General features: G+C 65.5%; 13 protein-coding genes. 8 read left to right on the top strand and 5 right to left on the bottom strand.

What is annotated here, in order from left to right; all coding sequences use genetic code 11:
• Nucleotides 1-4 precede the first annotated feature (4 nt).
• The 4 genes from AB4Y67_RS00140 to AB4Y67_RS00125 all read left to right on the top strand — a co-directional run bounded on the left by AB4Y67_RS00140 (nucleotide 5) and on the right by AB4Y67_RS00125 (nucleotide 4,398).
• Nucleotides 5-379, top strand: a complete 375-nt coding sequence (locus AB4Y67_RS00140; RefSeq protein ID WP_441403795.1) for a DUF7793 family protein — start codon at nucleotides 5-7, stop codon at nucleotides 377-379.
• On the top strand, nucleotides 372-1,964 hold the full coding sequence (locus AB4Y67_RS00135) for a putative bifunctional diguanylate cyclase/phosphodiesterase (protein ID WP_441403794.1): 1,593 nt from the start codon (nucleotides 372-374) through the stop codon (nucleotides 1,962-1,964). The genes AB4Y67_RS00140 and AB4Y67_RS00135 overlap by 8 nt, the downstream gene beginning before the upstream one ends.
• A gap of 9 nt (nucleotides 1,965-1,973) precedes the next feature.
• Nucleotides 1,974-2,780 (top strand): class I SAM-dependent methyltransferase, encoded by an 807-nt coding sequence (locus AB4Y67_RS00130; protein ID WP_441403793.1) that lies wholly within the window; start codon nucleotides 1,974-1,976, stop codon nucleotides 2,778-2,780.
• Between the two features lie 661 nt (nucleotides 2,781-3,441).
• Complete coding sequence (locus AB4Y67_RS00125) at nucleotides 3,442-4,398, top strand: aminoglycoside phosphotransferase family protein (RefSeq protein ID WP_441403792.1); 957 nt, start codon at nucleotides 3,442-3,444, stop codon at nucleotides 4,396-4,398.
• Nucleotides 4,399-4,417: 19 nt separating this feature from the next.
• On the opposite strand, the gene AB4Y67_RS00120 is transcribed toward AB4Y67_RS00125, so the two are convergent.
• Nucleotides 4,418-5,437 carry a hypothetical protein gene (locus AB4Y67_RS00120; RefSeq protein ID WP_441403791.1) on the bottom strand — a complete coding sequence of 340 codons (1,020 nt, stop codon included), beginning with the start codon at nucleotides 5,435-5,437 and terminating at the stop codon, nucleotides 4,418-4,420.
• A gap of 448 nt (nucleotides 5,438-5,885) precedes the next feature.
• On the opposite strand from AB4Y67_RS00120, the gene AB4Y67_RS00115 reads away from it, so the two are divergent.
• The 4 genes from AB4Y67_RS00115 (at nucleotide 5,886) to AB4Y67_RS00100 (ending at nucleotide 8,808) form a co-directional block, all read left to right on the top strand.
• Nucleotides 5,886-6,215, top strand: coding sequence for a hypothetical protein (locus AB4Y67_RS00115; RefSeq protein ID WP_441403790.1), 330 nt, complete (start codon nucleotides 5,886-5,888; stop codon nucleotides 6,213-6,215).
• Nucleotides 6,216-6,637: 422 nt separating this feature from the next.
• Nucleotides 6,638-7,414 carry a hypothetical protein gene (locus tag AB4Y67_RS00110; RefSeq protein WP_441403789.1) on the top strand — a complete coding sequence of 259 codons (777 nt, stop codon included), beginning with the start codon at nucleotides 6,638-6,640 and terminating at the stop codon, nucleotides 7,412-7,414.
• 24 nt (nucleotides 7,415-7,438) lie between these two features.
• On the top strand, nucleotides 7,439-8,122 hold the full coding sequence (locus tag AB4Y67_RS00105; RefSeq protein ID WP_441403788.1) for a sortase domain-containing protein: 684 nt from the start codon (nucleotides 7,439-7,441) through the stop codon (nucleotides 8,120-8,122).
• 293 nt (nucleotides 8,123-8,415) lie between these two features.
• Nucleotides 8,416-8,808 (top strand): hypothetical protein, encoded by a 393-nt coding sequence (locus AB4Y67_RS00100; RefSeq protein WP_441403787.1) that lies wholly within the window; start codon nucleotides 8,416-8,418, stop codon nucleotides 8,806-8,808.
• A 74-nt stretch (nucleotides 8,809-8,882) separates the two neighbouring features.
• Here the strand turns inward: AB4Y67_RS00100 and AB4Y67_RS00095 are convergent, their stop codons facing one another.
• The 4 genes from AB4Y67_RS00095 to AB4Y67_RS00080 are packed head-to-tail and all read right to left on the bottom strand — an operon-like array spanning nucleotide 8,883 to nucleotide 14,724.
• Nucleotides 8,883-10,805 carry a DUF2264 domain-containing protein gene (locus AB4Y67_RS00095; RefSeq protein ID WP_441403786.1) on the bottom strand — a complete coding sequence of 641 codons (1,923 nt, stop codon included), beginning with the start codon at nucleotides 10,803-10,805 and terminating at the stop codon, nucleotides 8,883-8,885.
• Between the two features lie 6 nt (nucleotides 10,806-10,811).
• On the bottom strand, nucleotides 10,812-11,543 hold the full coding sequence (locus AB4Y67_RS00090; protein WP_441403785.1) for a ThuA domain-containing protein: 732 nt from the start codon (nucleotides 11,541-11,543) through the stop codon (nucleotides 10,812-10,814).
• Nucleotides 11,540-12,691 (bottom strand): substrate-binding domain-containing protein, encoded by a 1,152-nt coding sequence (locus AB4Y67_RS00085; RefSeq protein ID WP_441403784.1) that lies wholly within the window; start codon nucleotides 12,689-12,691, stop codon nucleotides 11,540-11,542. The genes AB4Y67_RS00090 and AB4Y67_RS00085 overlap by 4 nt, the downstream gene beginning before the upstream one ends.
• Nucleotides 12,688-14,724: a heparinase gene (locus tag AB4Y67_RS00080; protein ID WP_441403783.1), complete on the bottom strand. Its 2,037-nt coding sequence runs from the start codon at nucleotides 14,722-14,724 to the stop codon at nucleotides 12,688-12,690. The genes AB4Y67_RS00085 and AB4Y67_RS00080 overlap by 4 nt, the downstream gene beginning before the upstream one ends.
• Nucleotides 14,725-14,755: the final 31 nt, after the last annotated feature.

The raw sequence follows: 14,755 nt of genomic DNA, 5'->3' as shown, positions 1-14,755 counted from the left end.
ATACGTGGCACCGCTAATCGCGGACGGCGGCAAGTCAAGCATTGAATTGCGCGAGGACGGTTTTGTGCATCTGAGCTGGCAGCCGGGCGCCCACATCCAGGTTGAGGACGCCCACGCGGCGATGGCGAAAGTAAATGAGGTCTGCCAGCAGCAGCAGCGTCCCATGCTCGTTGACATGGCGGCAGTCGCTTCCGTCAGCAGGGAGGCCAGGGGCGTATGGTCCATCCCCTGCAGCGCTTCGCGAATTGCCCTGCTGGGCAAGTCTCCTGTCGACCGGGTGCTTGCGAACTTTTTTCTTGGGGTGCACATTCCGCCATGCCCGACACGCTTCTTTACCTCCCGCAGCGAGGCCCTGGACTGGCTGAACGCTGATGGATGAATCCCCGGATTCCTCCCCTGAAGTGACTACGGGAGGGCCCTCCCTCGTCGAATCAGGCAGCCGCGCCGGGGACCCGCGCCTGCAACAGCTGGTTGACGGCATCGTCCGGCTGGCAGCCGGCGAACTGGATGCGCGGATTGAGCCCTCAGAGCGCAGGGATGAGATTGATGCGGTCATCACTGGCGTGAACCTGCTGGGGGAAGAGCTCGGGCATATTTACAGGGATCTCGAGGAAAGAGTCGCGGCCCGAACCGCGATGCTGCGGCGAACGCAGGTCGAGCTGGAGCAGATGGCCAAGACGGACGCCCTGACGGGCCTCGCGAACAGGACACTGCTGAAGGAGCGGATCCGGGAAGCGCTCCACGCTTGCACACCCGGGCCGACCGCTCCGGCCGTGGTGTTCCTGGATCTTGATTCGTTCAAGGTCATCAACGACACCTTGGGTCACAGCGCCGGCGATGCGGCACTGGTGGAAGTGGCCAGCCGTCTGCGTTCGGCCGTCAGGGAAACCGATACGGTGGCACGTCTGGGCGGTGATGAGTTCGCCATCCTCATCAGCGAGGCAACACACGAAGAGATCCTTCAAATTGCAAACCGTGCTTCAGAGTCCCTGCGGGACAGCGTGCGTATCGGGACAGAAACGGTGTGGGCCATGGCCAGCATGGGAGTGTGTATCGGTGCGCCCGGATATCCGGCCGAAGCACTGATGCGCGACGCCGACATTGCCATGTATCAAGCCAAGGCGCGGGGCCGCAACAACGTTCAGCTCTTCCACCCGGACATGCTCGAGGCCGTTCGTGAACGGTCGCGCACAACCGCTGAACTGGGTTACGCAGTAGCCCGTGGAGAGCTGGCACTGTTGTATCAGCCGGTGGTCGACATGGCTTCCGGCGAGGTCGTGGGCATGGAAGCGCTGCTGCGCTGGAACCATCCGGTCCGAGGGACCATCACGCCTGATAGCTTCATCGGGATCGCAGAGGAAACGGGTCTCATTCATGAGCTGGGCCGGTGGGTGCTGCATGAAGGCATCGGGCAACTCAGCCACTGGAGACAGGCCGCCCCCGACCTTACGGACTTTTGCCTGCACATCAATCTTTCTGCAACTGAACTGCTGCGGAGCGGGCTGCTGGAGGATGTCAGAAACACCTTGGCCGCCCACAAGATCGAACCGCAGCGCTTGGTGCTGGAGATCACCGAGACCGTCCTGATGACCATGGGCACCGGGGAGCAACAGGTCCTGATGAAGTTGCGTCAGCTCGGCGTCGGGCTGCAAATCGATGACTTCGGTACGGGTTATTCATCCATCAGCTACCTCGGATCGCTTCCCGCAGAGACAGTCAAGGTCGACCAGTCCTTGATCAGGAACATGGGCCCGGATGCCCAGCAGCAGAGATTCGTGTCCGCCGTACTGCAGTTGATTTCCGCTGCAGGGCTGAACGCCATCGTGGAGGGAATCGAAACCGCCGACCAAGCCGAACAGCTACGCGCCATGGGCTGCCTCTACGGGCAGGGCTACTACTTCGCCCGCCCGCTGCCGGCCGTGGAAGCAATGGCCTATCTGCGCAGCTCTGCGCCGCGTCGGTAAGGTTGGGATATGTCGACTCTTTGGGACCGGATGCAGCTTGTTCCCTCAGTGGTGCGCCTTGCTTCACGGGCGCCAAAGGACCCTGACGCAGCTTGGGAACGTTACTGGCGCGGAGTCCGCTCCACCGGACGCACCGGAGACGTGCTGTGGGACTCCGGTTCCCCGGCTGAGCGCGCACAGTACGCTGAGCAGCTCCTAGCCCACTTCGATCCCACTCTCCCGGTCGTGGATGTTGGCTGCGGCAATGGGACCCACACCCGTTGGCTTGCCGGGCTATTTCCGAGCCTGCTCGGCGTGGATGTGTCAGCCGGTGCAGTCGACCGGGCCCGACAGGAGAGTGAAGACGTCCCCAACGCTGAATTTGCAGTTCTGGACGCTGCCGCCGCTGACGCTGGGGAGCTCCTCCTGGAGCGGCTGGGGCCGGCCAACGTCTTTGTCCGGGGAGTGTTCCACGTCCTGAAACCGAACAGACGGACAGCGTTGGCGGCGAACCTGCACACCGTCGTCGGGAACAGAGGCAGCCTCTTTCTGGCCGAGACCAACTTCCGCGGCAACAGCCTCGGATACTTGGCAGAACTCGGAGCCACCCGCGCAAACATGCCCAGCCAACTGCAGCGCGCCCTGGAAAACCTTCCACGGCCCGGGCATTTCGGGCCGCAAGAACGCGCCCGCGAATTCCCGGCCCCGAACTGGCGGTTGATCGTCGACGGCCCGGTAGAAATCGAAGTGGTCCCCATGAACCGTGCCGGTAACCCTCAACAGGTTCCCGGGTACTTTGCCATCCTGGCAGGCGGGGCCGCGCACCCGGCAGGCTGAGGCTACCCAGAGGAGCGGGGCATGAATCAAACACTCGCCCCTACTGCGCGGGGTTCGATATTTTTGCTCATCGCAGCTGTTCTGGGGGGCCGATCAAGCCTTCGCGCATGGGACCGAAGGCCTCGACGGCGATGAATGCAAACAGCTATGACCAGGGGACGCCTATGTAGTCACAAGCTGAAGCCGGATGAAACCAGGGTCCAGAGGGGAACAACCGCTGCGGCGATACCGAGCACGGCCATGAGGCATCGAAGAACGACTATTTTCCGCTCAGGACGAATCGTGGCACTCGCTGCTAGCAATGCAGCGAATAGCCCAATAATGACAACTGTTCCCCAAACTGCCGGACTCAAGCGGGCATCCGGAGCGCAGCTGGCCGGCGCAGGGTAGATTGCCGGGCAGATTGTCGGCAATTGTTGGGCGGTCCAAGTGAGCCACAGGGATGCACCGGCCACGAATGCCGCGCCCACGGTTCTGTGCCAGACGGGACGGGACTCAGGGACGGCCGTAAGTGACATGAATTCACCGTACCCTCCTTGCGTGGGAGCTGGCAGGCTCGATGTCCGCCAAATCCGATGCGGCGAGGGAGAGCGGTTTGAAGCCTGGCCTGTTTGGGAAACCTCCACTGGGACAGTCGCGCAAAGCAGCTAACGTAACCAGCATGGCTATGCACGACGATGAGTTGCACATTGACGAGCAACTCGCTCGTCGGCTGATCATCGACCAGTTTCCGGAATGGCGCCTTGAGCGTTTCCGTCGCATGACAACAGACGGCACGGTGAACGCCATCTTTCGAATCGGCGCCGACCTTACGGCACGATTCCCGCTGCGCTCCGCCAATCCAACGGATATGAGGGCGGAGCTCGCCCGGGAAGCCGCGGCAATGCGCGAGTTGTCCGAATATTGTCCGGTCGCCACACCGTCGCCCGTGGCCTTGGGCGATCCCGGTTTCGGCTATCCCTTGCCGTGGACCCTTCAGACCTGGATCCACGGGACTGTAGCAACACCCCACCACTTAGCGCACTCCGAAATGTTTGCCCATGACCTCGTGGACCTCATACGCTCGCTCCGCGCCGCCGACACGAAGGGACGCCACTTCGCCGGCTCCGGGCGTGGTGGAGACCTTCATGATTCCGACGCATGGATGGAAGTCTGCTTCCGGGAAAGTGACGGACTACTTCCGGTCAATCGGCTCCGCGCACTCTGGGCGGAATTCCGGAGCTTGCCCAAGGTTGCCTCCGATGCGATGACGCACGGTGATTTGATTCCCGGCAATCTCCTTGTCGAGGACGACCGATTGGTTGGCGTGCTGGATGGCGGGGGTTTCGCTCCAGCTGACCCGTCACTCGATCTTGTCGCCGCATGGCACATGCTCGATGACGAGAGGAGGTCAGTCCTCCGCAGTGAGCTGGCATGCGGTGACGTTGAGTGGTGGCGCGGAGCCGCGTGGGCATTCCAGCAGGCGATGGGCCTGGTGTGGTACTACCGGGAGACGAACCCAGGAATGAGCACGCTCGGGCAGACCACCCTGACGCGCATCCTCAATGACCCAGCACTTTCGGCGCCTATTTCAGCTCGCCCAGGTGCCCGTCAGTCGGTCGCTCACGGGGACGACTGACCGTCTTGGGCTCCAAGGTCTAGTGGCGTCGATATTGAGCGGCGAACACATTCTCCATGAGGGCGCCGAACATCTCGGTTATGTAGACGGCGACACTGGCATGCTGCGCAATCAGATCAGCACCGTCGCCGAGTGCCGCACGGGCTGGGTCCAGCGCTGGTGTGGCTGGGTCAGCGGCGGCGGCACGCAATAACTCCAGCCGCTGCAGACCGGAGGTATAGCCGAGTTCGAATAGCGTCCAGTGGAAAAGGTGCATCAGGGCGGTATCACTGTCGAAGCCGTCGTGATCGGGCATCGATGCTTCTTCCTCCGCGGTGAGGTCAAATTCGCGGTGAAGTGCCAGGCCGAAGTCCGTGAAGAGTAGTCTGCCCTCTCGAACGAGGATGTTTCCCGGGTGCACGTCAAAGTGCTGGAATCCCTGGCTGTTCATCCATGCTGTGGCTTCAAGAAGTTGGTCGACCACATCGGGGAAGACGGTCGCCCCGGTGCCCTCAGCTACACTCCTGCGCACCCAGGCGCCCAGCGTCTCGGGTACGTACTCAAGGAAGAACACCATGCTTTTGGATGCGGACTTCATCGCGGCAAGTTTGCTCTGCATTTGAGGCCAATGCGGACCCCACTGGCTGGGAGAATCATCGCCGTCGAACTCGCTCAGGTCCGCCTCACACTTCAGGTCCAACACACGCCAGTTGAGCAGCAGCGGGAAGAAATCCACGGTTCCTGCCTTAACCCACGTGGAGGTTGCTTGATGTGCTGCCAACTCTCGCCCGACCGCGTGGGTAGGGCTTCCTATGCCGTAGTGGGAGACAAAGGGAAGCTGAAGCCGGCTTGTGGTGGCGGTCGGATCAGCTTCTTCGACGCCCGTCAGTGGGAGCTGCTTCAGGAACGCAGTCCGATCACCGATCCGGACCTTCTTGGTTGTTCCCCCGATACCAACGCCTACCGGCTCAGCAGCATCGAGAAGCATCTGCACGCCGGCATCATCGAGCCCGGCAAGCAAAGTGGAAATGCTATGGGCTTCCTCTAAACGCGCCGTCATCACTACACCCTACGGCCCGGTGCTTGCCGCCCACGCCCTCGGGTCAATCCTTCGGGCTGTGTCGGAGCACCAGCGAGAAATCCGGAAAGCTCCGCCAGTACGCCGGTTCCTGAACGGGCAGCCTCGGGCGCGTAAGGGGAAGCTCGACCGTGCACAATTGACAGCTCGCTTCCGAATGAGACCGGAACGGTACCCATCGACGGGTTTTCTAGGCGCTGCAGGTGATAGGTCGTATCATCACAACCAGGACAGGATCGACAAACCAGCCCCGCCTCGTTTGGGTGACTTGTTAGGAGCTCACATGCCCAGGAGACCGTACAACTGGCAACCGGGCTTTGTGGCCGGCAGGGGCTCTGTTCTTCTGAGCGGAGCTGGCTGCAGCCTGAACTTCGCTGAGGTTTACCCCTTTGGTTTGTGGGTTCAGATGAGCGTCAGGTTTAAGGGCCCGTTGACACTTGAGCAGCAGCGGGACATCGGTCGCCAGGTCGGCGCCTATCTGCGGAATTCTCCGGCCGAGGGCCCTCAACTAGCTGTAGATCAAGATAGCTCCGGGCGTTCGACGGCGGAAATTGTCACGCATGAGGGGCACAACAACTTCTGGACCATGTCATTTTGGGTTGATCACGACGTCGCCGCAGGAGTGTTGTCGGTGGTGTTCACCTGGCCGGATCAGGATATCGAAAGGACGTTCTCAGTCACGGGCGACGACGTCGCTTCCGCCCCGGGTGCTGCGACAGAGCTCTGGAAGACATCATCGGTGGAGTACACCACCTTCTGAGCAGGGGGATTTAGCCGCTAGGACTGCTGCGGTGAGCCAGATAAGTCCCCGGTGTCCCTGCTCATTCGATGAAACTAGTGCAATCGAATACATGTGATCACCAGCCCCATCTTCCGCCCAGGTTTTGGCTTCCGACGAAGTCGCATCTGTTAGGTCGTAGATGCTGACCGAGTAGCAGGGCCCGGGCTCCTCAAGAAAGTACACGCGGAAAGCGCCCTGGTGTTGCTCCCAACGGCTGTCTCGTTCGTCGGACTTTTCGACGTGCATGCAGGTGATCTTACGCATGCCGGACGGCGGCGCCCTGCCAAATATGTGTGCCCGGTCACGCATAAACCCATCCTTGTCCGGTCCTGTTCCGAAGTACCAGTGGCCCCGTTCCGGGGCGCCAGCATCCCACGCTCGTGTATGAGGAGATCTATTCAATGAAGAAGACACTTCGCGTTCTGGCTGTCCCCACCCTGGCTTTGGCCGCCCTGGCTGTTTCCGGCTCCCCTGCCATGGCCCATGACGGATCAAACCACTATCAGTCGACCCTGGGCCAGCTCAACGGCAGTGCCGGCTCCGGCACCGTCACCGTTGACGTCACCGGCAACCAGGCCCACGTTGTCCTGAAAGTCGCCGGCATGCCTGCGACCTTCATGGACGCACCTTACCCGCACGTCCAGCACATCCACGGCGGAGCCCAGGGCATCTGCCCGGCCCCCTCTGCCGACAAGGACGGCGACCAGGTCATCTCGACCACCGAAGGCGGACCCTCCTACGGCGAAATCGTCACCACGCTGTCCACCAGCGGCGACACAAGCCCGGCGGCCGGCCTGGATCTGAAGGTCGGCGGCCAGGGGGCCGCGTACACCGTGGACCGGACGTTTGAACTGAACGCCGAAACGAAAGCAGCCCTGGAAGCCGGCACCGCAGTGGTCGTCGTCCACGGCCTTGATCCCGCGACCCTCAGCGCGGCAGGTCAGGCCGCCAAGAGCGACCTTGCCCCGACTCTCCCGCTGGCCGCGACCTCCCCCGCCCTTTGCGGGACCCTGAAGGTCGGGCAGATGAACATGCCGGTCGGCGGCGCCGACACCGGAGTCACGGAGGAAACCGGCACCGACACGGGCGCCCTCGCTGCCGGCGGCGGCCTCGCCCTGATCGCCCTCGCCGGCGGGGCCTACGTTGTCCGTCGTCGCACCGCCGGTGCAGCGGCCTAAGCACCCGCTGATCCGATCACTACCGTGAGAATCAAGAATCCAGGCCACCACGGCGGCGTCCTGGCCGCCGTGGTGGCCGGGATTCTGCTCTTGCTGCCCCTGGCCGGCTGCGCCAACGCTCCGAATGGGCCTGCTCCAACTGCTTCGGTCCCAGCTACGGGAGCATCGAGCGCCCCCGCGGCTCCGTCCCCGGCCACGGCCGCGCCACCATCCGGTCCCCCGGTGGCTCCGGCCACCGCGCAGCTTCCGGTGATGGCCGCGTCGGCGCCGGTCAGCTTGAGCATTCCCTCGATCGGGCTCCGGACGGACCTCCTCCATCAGGGGCTGCGCGAGAACGGTTCCCTGGATGTACCTCCCACCGCCGCCGGCGCGCCTGCCAGCTGGTACAACGGCTCCCCCGCCCCCGGGGAACGCGGGCCGGCGGTGATGCTTGGCCACGTGAACGCGCTCGGCGGCGCTAAGGGTGTCTTCGCGGACCTGCGCAAACTCACCCCGGGCTCCGAAATCAACGTTTCCCGAACCGACGGCAGCATCGCCGTGTTCACCGTTGACCGCGGCGCCGTCTACAGCAAGAACGAGTTCCCCACCCTCGAGGTCTACGGCAACACCGACGGCGCCGAACTCCGGCTCATCACGTGCGACGGCTACGACCCCGCCACCGGCCTGTTCGACGATAACTACGTCATCTACGCAAAACTCAAAGTTTGAACCACAGAATCCCGCTCCTCCTGGAAGCGGCTACTCGCGCGAATGGACTGGACATGACACACCGAAAGCAAGCCCTGGCTGCCTTGGCTGCCACGGCTCTACTCCTCTCCGGTTGCGGGGCAGCCTCCGGATCCTTGGGGCCGGGAAACTCCGCAGCCGTTCCCCCGCCGTCTTCAGCTGCCAACGAATCAGGGCACGCCGGCGGGCACGCTCACGGGTCCTCCTCATCCCCGGGCGCGCCCCAAGCCCAAGGTCCCAGCGACGCTGCCCTGATGGTGTGCGGGGACCAGCCGATGGACAGACTCACCTCCATCCTGGATCTCGATTCAAAACCGCACACGGTCAACGACTGGGCCGACAGCACCTTCACCTGCACGTACCATCTCAAAGAGGGTTCCTTGGAAATCTCCGTCAGGGAGGCAAAGGATCAGGCGTCGGCACTGACGTACTTTGACGCAATGCAGGCCCTGGCAAAGGACGCCCAACCCATCAAAGGCCTCGCCAACCTCGGGTTCCCGGCCTACGAAACCGCCGCCGGGTCAGCCGTATTCCAGAAGGGCAGCTTCGTCCTTGAGGTGGATGCCACCGACCTGCCGGCCACCTTGGGACCGGAGAGCATCAGCCGCAGAGCCCTGGCCTACCAGCTTTCCACCACCATCCTGGCCTGCTGGATCGAACATCACTGACACACCCGTTCCGGCACACCAGCACGGGGCCGAGGTTAAAGTCTTTCGGTATCGAACCGATGCCTGCCGTGCCGTCAGCACTCCAACTGCAGGGCCGCCCATATCGAGGCAATATCCACGGCTGTCCCGTCGGCAAATTCAAACCTTCCTGACGTCAGGAAACTGGTGCCGTTCAGGTCCGCGCGCGCGTCCTCCCCGCCAAGTCCGACGAGGGCGGCGTAGTCACCGTCCGCTGCAGCTCCGGAGGTGCCGATCCAGGGGATCGTCAGGTGCTCCCCCATCGGGTGCGGGGCTTTCCTGTCCCAGGTGCCGGCGTCGCCAAGGGTCCCGCCCCAAGGGAGGGCGCGGACTTCGCTGACGAGCCCCGACGCCGCATCCACTGGCCAGCCACCTATCCGCAGTGCCGCGGGCCTGCCCGGGGAGGTGCCCCGGACCCGGACCAGCCTCAGTTCCACGGCACCGCGCGTCAGCGAGACCACGGTGACTTCCGGTCCCGGCGTCGGGGTCCCCTTGGCACCGCTGCCGTGGTCCGGGCCGCCATCGGGGTCTGGCTCGATCCAGTTGACGGTGGCCCGGGAGGCGCCCATCTGCACGCCCCCGAGGTCTTCCTGGCCCAAGGACTCAAAACCGGTGCGGTGCGTCAGCCGGCCCAGGGCGTTGACCATCACGACGGCGTTGTCCAGGGATTCCGGTTCAACGTCCGGGAATGTGTGCGTGGAGTATCCCAGCCGGGCGTAAAGCGGGGAATCGGCGATCGCGGCTCCGGCCTTGGCGTGGTCGGTGCCGTGGTTGCGGATCCGGACGACGCCGTCGGCCGCTGTTCCGTCCACCTGCCAGCCTGGGGCCGCGATAAGCCGTTGGGTGTCACCGGCTTCCACCGGCAACGGTTCCTCGACGGCGGTCCACACCCGGTGGTCTGCCGGCAGGGCCAGTCCCAGGAAGCCCTTGGCGGCCCAGTAGGGAGATCCCGCACCGGAGTAGGACTGTTTCATGCCGACAAACTCGCCGTGCCAGCCGATGGAGAGCAGTCCGTCGTCGGTGACCGCTCCCTGCCGGACGAAATAGGCCAGCATGCCCGACGCCGCGCGCCGTCCCAGCCCCGGGGCCAACCGGGTGTGGCCCGAGAGTTCGCCCGCCCAGAATGGCGCCGCGGCGGCGAAGCGGTAGATCAGGCTGCGGCCCTGGATCAGCGGAGCCCCGTTCCCCCCGACGAGGTAGGCGGTGTCGTCGAGGAAGTCGGCGAGACGTTCGCCGTCGAGGGCTTTGCGGGCCTTGACCCGCGGATCCGTCGGGGCCATCAGCGCCCAGAGCTGCGGGTAGACCTGGAAGGCCCAGCCCACGTAGTGGTCGTAGGCGCGCTCGGGGCCGTCGGCGAACCAGCCGCGGCCGCGGTAGAGCGAATCGTGGATGGCCAGGCCGGCGTCGATGTCCTCGTCCGAGGAACGCCCGCCGATACTCGCAAGGAAGGTCTCCACCACAATCTGGAACCAGACCCAGTTGATGGGCGGGTACTCCTCGCCGATCACGGTTTCGAACCACGCAATGAGCTGCTCTTGGACCCGATGCGGGAGTTTGTCCCACAGCACGTCCCGGGTTAGCGCCAGCCCGACGGCGAGGGAAGCCGCTTCCACCTTTGCTTGGTCCAATTCGCCCGGCGTGGGCCAGCGGTCCGGGTTCGCCGGGTTGGTGCCGGCGTCGAGGCCCTGCGCGTACCACTCGGCGATCCAGCCCGTGCCCTGCGGGTCGCCGGCGATCCGGAAGGACGCCAGCAGGAAGGTCCTGGCAAAGGCCTCCAGCGAGTCGCTGCGCGGGCCGTACGCGCTGTTGGCGCCGGGCAGGTGGATGTTGGCGTGGTCCGCGGTGCCGTAGCGGTGGGCCGAGCGGAGCAGGTGGTCGGCGTAGCCGCTCCAGTGTTCCCGCGTCAGGCCGGTGTGCGGCGAGAGTCCGCGGTCCAGGGCCGGCAGGATCAAAGCAGAGGGAGTCGTTGTGGAAGACATTGTGTCCTAAGGGGTCAAGAGGCTTTCTGCTGCGAGCCAAGTGATGGCGCGCAGCAGAATTTCGCGGTGTTCGGGCGATTGGAAGGAGGCGGGGTCGTGGCCCAGCGCGTCGTAGAACGTCCGTCCCGGACGCCGGTCCTGGGACCACATGACGGGGTGCTCACGATCCCCGTGGGTGTGGGTCGCGTGGACGGTGATGGTGGGTGCTGTTTGCAGGTAGCTGTAACGCTCGTCCAGCAGCTCAAAGTCCACGATGCCTTCCATCAGGGCACCGCTCCCGGGAACGACGTGGATTGTCGCGGGTCCGTAGTCGGGATGCATGGATGTTCCGCGGACCCAGCGGCCGCCCAGAGCTTCCGCCCATGCAGGGGAATCGAGGAAGCTGGTGGAGCTGGCGTGGCTCGCGAGCAGCGGCCGGCCGTCCGCCAGCCAGCGCCGCAGCCCGGCGGCGGCCTCAGGGGTCCCGGGCGATGGGCGGTCATCGCGCGGAAGACCAATGTTCACCACCAAAAGGTCCGGCAGGCCCGCGTCGGCTGGTCCGTCCGGCGCCAGTCCCGGTGCTGCCATGCCTGCCAATGCGGCATCGACATCCTCGGCCAGCTCGACGCTGAACCCCGCCTCCTCCAGGAGGCCCGTCAGGGCCGCGGACGTCCCGGCGAACGGGTGCCAGGGGTCAGCGTACCGGCCCACGCCGCTCAGGAGCAGTGCCCGCGGAGCCGCCGGCTGGCCCGCCGTCACACGGATCCCTGGAGCACGCCCGACGCCGGGACCCGCGGCGCACCGATGGATGACTCCCGCAGGATCAGCTCCGGGTTCAGTTCGATCCGGTGCACCGGCCGCATGCGTCCTTCCGCGAGGCGCGCAGCCATGAGTTGGACGGCCACCTTGCCCACGTACTGCTTGGGCGGGCGGACGGCCGAGATGGCAGGCTCGGCAAGGTAGGCCACTTCGTCGTCGTATCCTACGATCGCCATGTCGCCCGGAACCTGGAGTCCCTTGTCCACGCAATGCTGCACAAAAGCCACCGCCTGGGTGTCCGAATGGACCAGCATGGCCGTGGTCCCCGTCTTTTTGCAGAGCTCCAGGACGTGGTCGAAGTGTGCGGCCCGGTCGCCGTTGGCCAGCTTGGCCGAGTCCTCCTGGACGGAGGCCTCCACCGGGATCTTTAGGGCGGCCATGGCCTGCCGCCAGCCGCGCACCACGTGCGGGCTTGTGGGGCTGGCGGAATCGGTCAGGCAGCCGATCTGCCGGTGGCCCTCCTGCCAGAGATGCCGGACCGCCATGCCGGCGCCGAACGCGTGGTCCGTGGCAACCCATTCGAGGCGGTGCGCCGGGTTTTCCACGGGCGAGCGCCGTTCGGCCAGCACCACCGGTATGGGCAGTGCGTTGAGCCAGCGGAGCAGCTCCTGCCCGTTTTCGCCGGTCATGTCCGGGGCGACGATCAGGCCGTCGATGTTCTGGGTGTCGAGCAGGGCCTGGACGTGCCGCCGGTTGTCGGCCGCGTCATAAGCCGAGCCGCGGACCAGGATCCGCATGTTCTGCACCTCGGCCTCAGCCCTGGCGCCGCTGATGGCCTGCGGCCAGTAATAGTCCAGGGACGGCACAACCATGCCGATGGAATAGCTGTGCTGCGGCGTCCGGCCCGCCGTCGCCGACCGGTCCAGCGGGCTGGGCAGCGTGGCGCCCCCATGGACCCGCGACACCAGGCCCTCATCGGCCAACAGGTTGACGTCCCGCCGGATGGTCAGCTCGCTGACGCCAAGCTTCACGGCAATGCCGCGGACCGTGATGGCTCCATGGGCACGCAGTTCCTCCATCAGCCGCTCGCGGCGCTGGAGCGAGAACAGGGATCTCCCGGAACCTTCGGATGGTTGGTCGGGGCTCATGGTGTTGCCTCCAATTTCAGGGTAAAGGTGCCGGCTGGGCGGTGTTCTTCGGGCAGGCGGAAGCGCAGGCGGGTCAGCCTTGCGCCCCACACCTCGAACAGCAGGGGGTCATCCAGCAGCCATTCATCCACCAGTACGACGGCGGCGCCCGGCTCCCAGCGCAGGCGGACTCCCCTGCCGTTCCCGGCTGTGGGGATGCCGTCCGGCAGGACGGTTGCTGAGCCGTCATCACCGAGGTGGACGGTGCCGGCCGCGATGTAGGTGATGTCGACGTCGGGCGTTGCCCTGTCCGGCACCTCCGGAAGATTCCAGCGGTCGGCGACGGCCACCCGCCGGGCTTTCCGGTCGAGCGAGGACGTCCGGATCCACTGCTCCGGCCGCAGTCCGTACGCTGCTCCGAGGGCCAGCTTGAGTGTTGGGTTGTCAGGTGTGGGCGTCTGCAGGACGTCCGCCGCGAAGTCCTTCCCGGTGCCCTGCTCCAGGCCGAACGGTGCGGGAACGCTGTGCCAGGCGCTTTGCATGGCACGGATCTCATACCGGTCCGGGCTGAAAGTCTTCGCCGTGTAGGTGGGCTGGCCGGCGTCGACCAGCAGCGGAACGCCGTCGACGGCAACCACCAGGGAGCCGACATCGCGGTGGTTGTGGTGCTCCCCGTTATGCCCGCCCTTCGCGGCGAGCAGCAGGCCCCGGTCCGTGCCGGCCGCTTCCCGGGCGACCATGATCTGCACCGACGGAAGGTAGGTGAACGGCGCCAGCGGCGCGGGCCCGCCTTCCTCGGCTTCGCGCGTTTCCGTCCCGCGTTCTTCGGTCCCGCTCAGGAGCGCTTGCAGCACCCGGCCCAGTCCCGCCGTCGCCTCAGGCTGACCGGAGACGAAAGCCGCTGCGTGTCCTGCGGCGTCACTGTCATCCAGGCGCAGCGCCCATCGGCGCAGCATGTCCCACGGCAGACCGCTGGCTGCCCGGGCCGGACCGTCGGCAACGTTGAGGAACCAGTTTCCGCCCACATGCATCCCGTGCGGAAAAGCAACGAGCTGGCGGACTACGGGGAGATCGGCGCCGAGCGCACCGGCGGTTGCTTCCTCCAGCAGGGCGAGGCCCTCCAGCGCCCTGCCGGCCCCGTTCCACCAGTAGGCGAAGCCCTCATCAATGGCACCGTCCGCGGGCAGGGAAGCAAGGAAACGGTCCAGGCCCTCGATGCAGCGGGCAACGGTGGCTGCCTGGAGTTGGGGATCGTCCACCAGGAACAGCGCTGCCGCAATCAGGTTTGTGTGGATCCACGGGTTCCAGTTGTGGACGTCCCCGTCCAGCCCGAGCCAGTGCCAGTCCATCCGTTCGAGGAAGGGAATGATGACGCGTTCCTGGGTTTCCTGCCGGATCCTCCGGCGCAGGCCGGGCGTCCGGGCGTCCAGGGAGCCGCCCAGCACGAAATCCGTCCACGCCAGCTGGGCAGCGACTTCGCCGGCTCCGAGGTCCAGGTAGGGCCGGGACTTGTCCGGCACCACCTCGCCGCTGCGGCTGAAGACGTCGTCGTGCGCGGCCCAGCTCCAGGAGCTCTGTTCGCAGAGCAGGAACACGCCGTCGACGACCTCGTCCAGCCAGTCGACGGCGTCCGCGCCGCCGATGGAGGCGCTGCGGTGGCCCGCCCCACCGCCGCCCTCGGCACCTATTCCCCCGTCCCGTCCGGCGAGCAGGGCCATCACTACCGCACGCGACAGGCGCTGCTGCCGCGCTCCCACCAGCCCTTCGTAGGCGGTGCGGTTGCCGTCCCGGAAGTAGCGGGCGTAGTGCGAAACCAGGGGCTGCGGCCAGGCTTGCCCACGCTCCGTCCGCGCCTGGGCGGCCAGGCCGGCGGAGGCAGCCTCGCTGACGCCAAGCCAGGCGGCATCGCCAATCGGACGGATGCGGAGCCCGGACAGCCCGCCTGCCAGCAGGTCTGCGAGGCCGGAAGGAGTGGCGTTCACCCCCCAGGCCGAGGCGAGCGGGCGGGCGCCCGGAGTCGGGACCGACGCGCCGCTGGCAGGTGGTGCATTCATTGAAGACTCTTCTCGAATGTTCGAGTTAGAT

This window comes from Arthrobacter sp. YAF17 (assembly GCF_052113365.1).
GTDB lineage: Bacteria > Actinomycetota > Actinomycetes > Actinomycetales > Micrococcaceae > Arthrobacter.
Note: the sequence above shows the minus strand (reverse complement) of the source record. Positions and strands in the feature narration are given on the sequence as shown.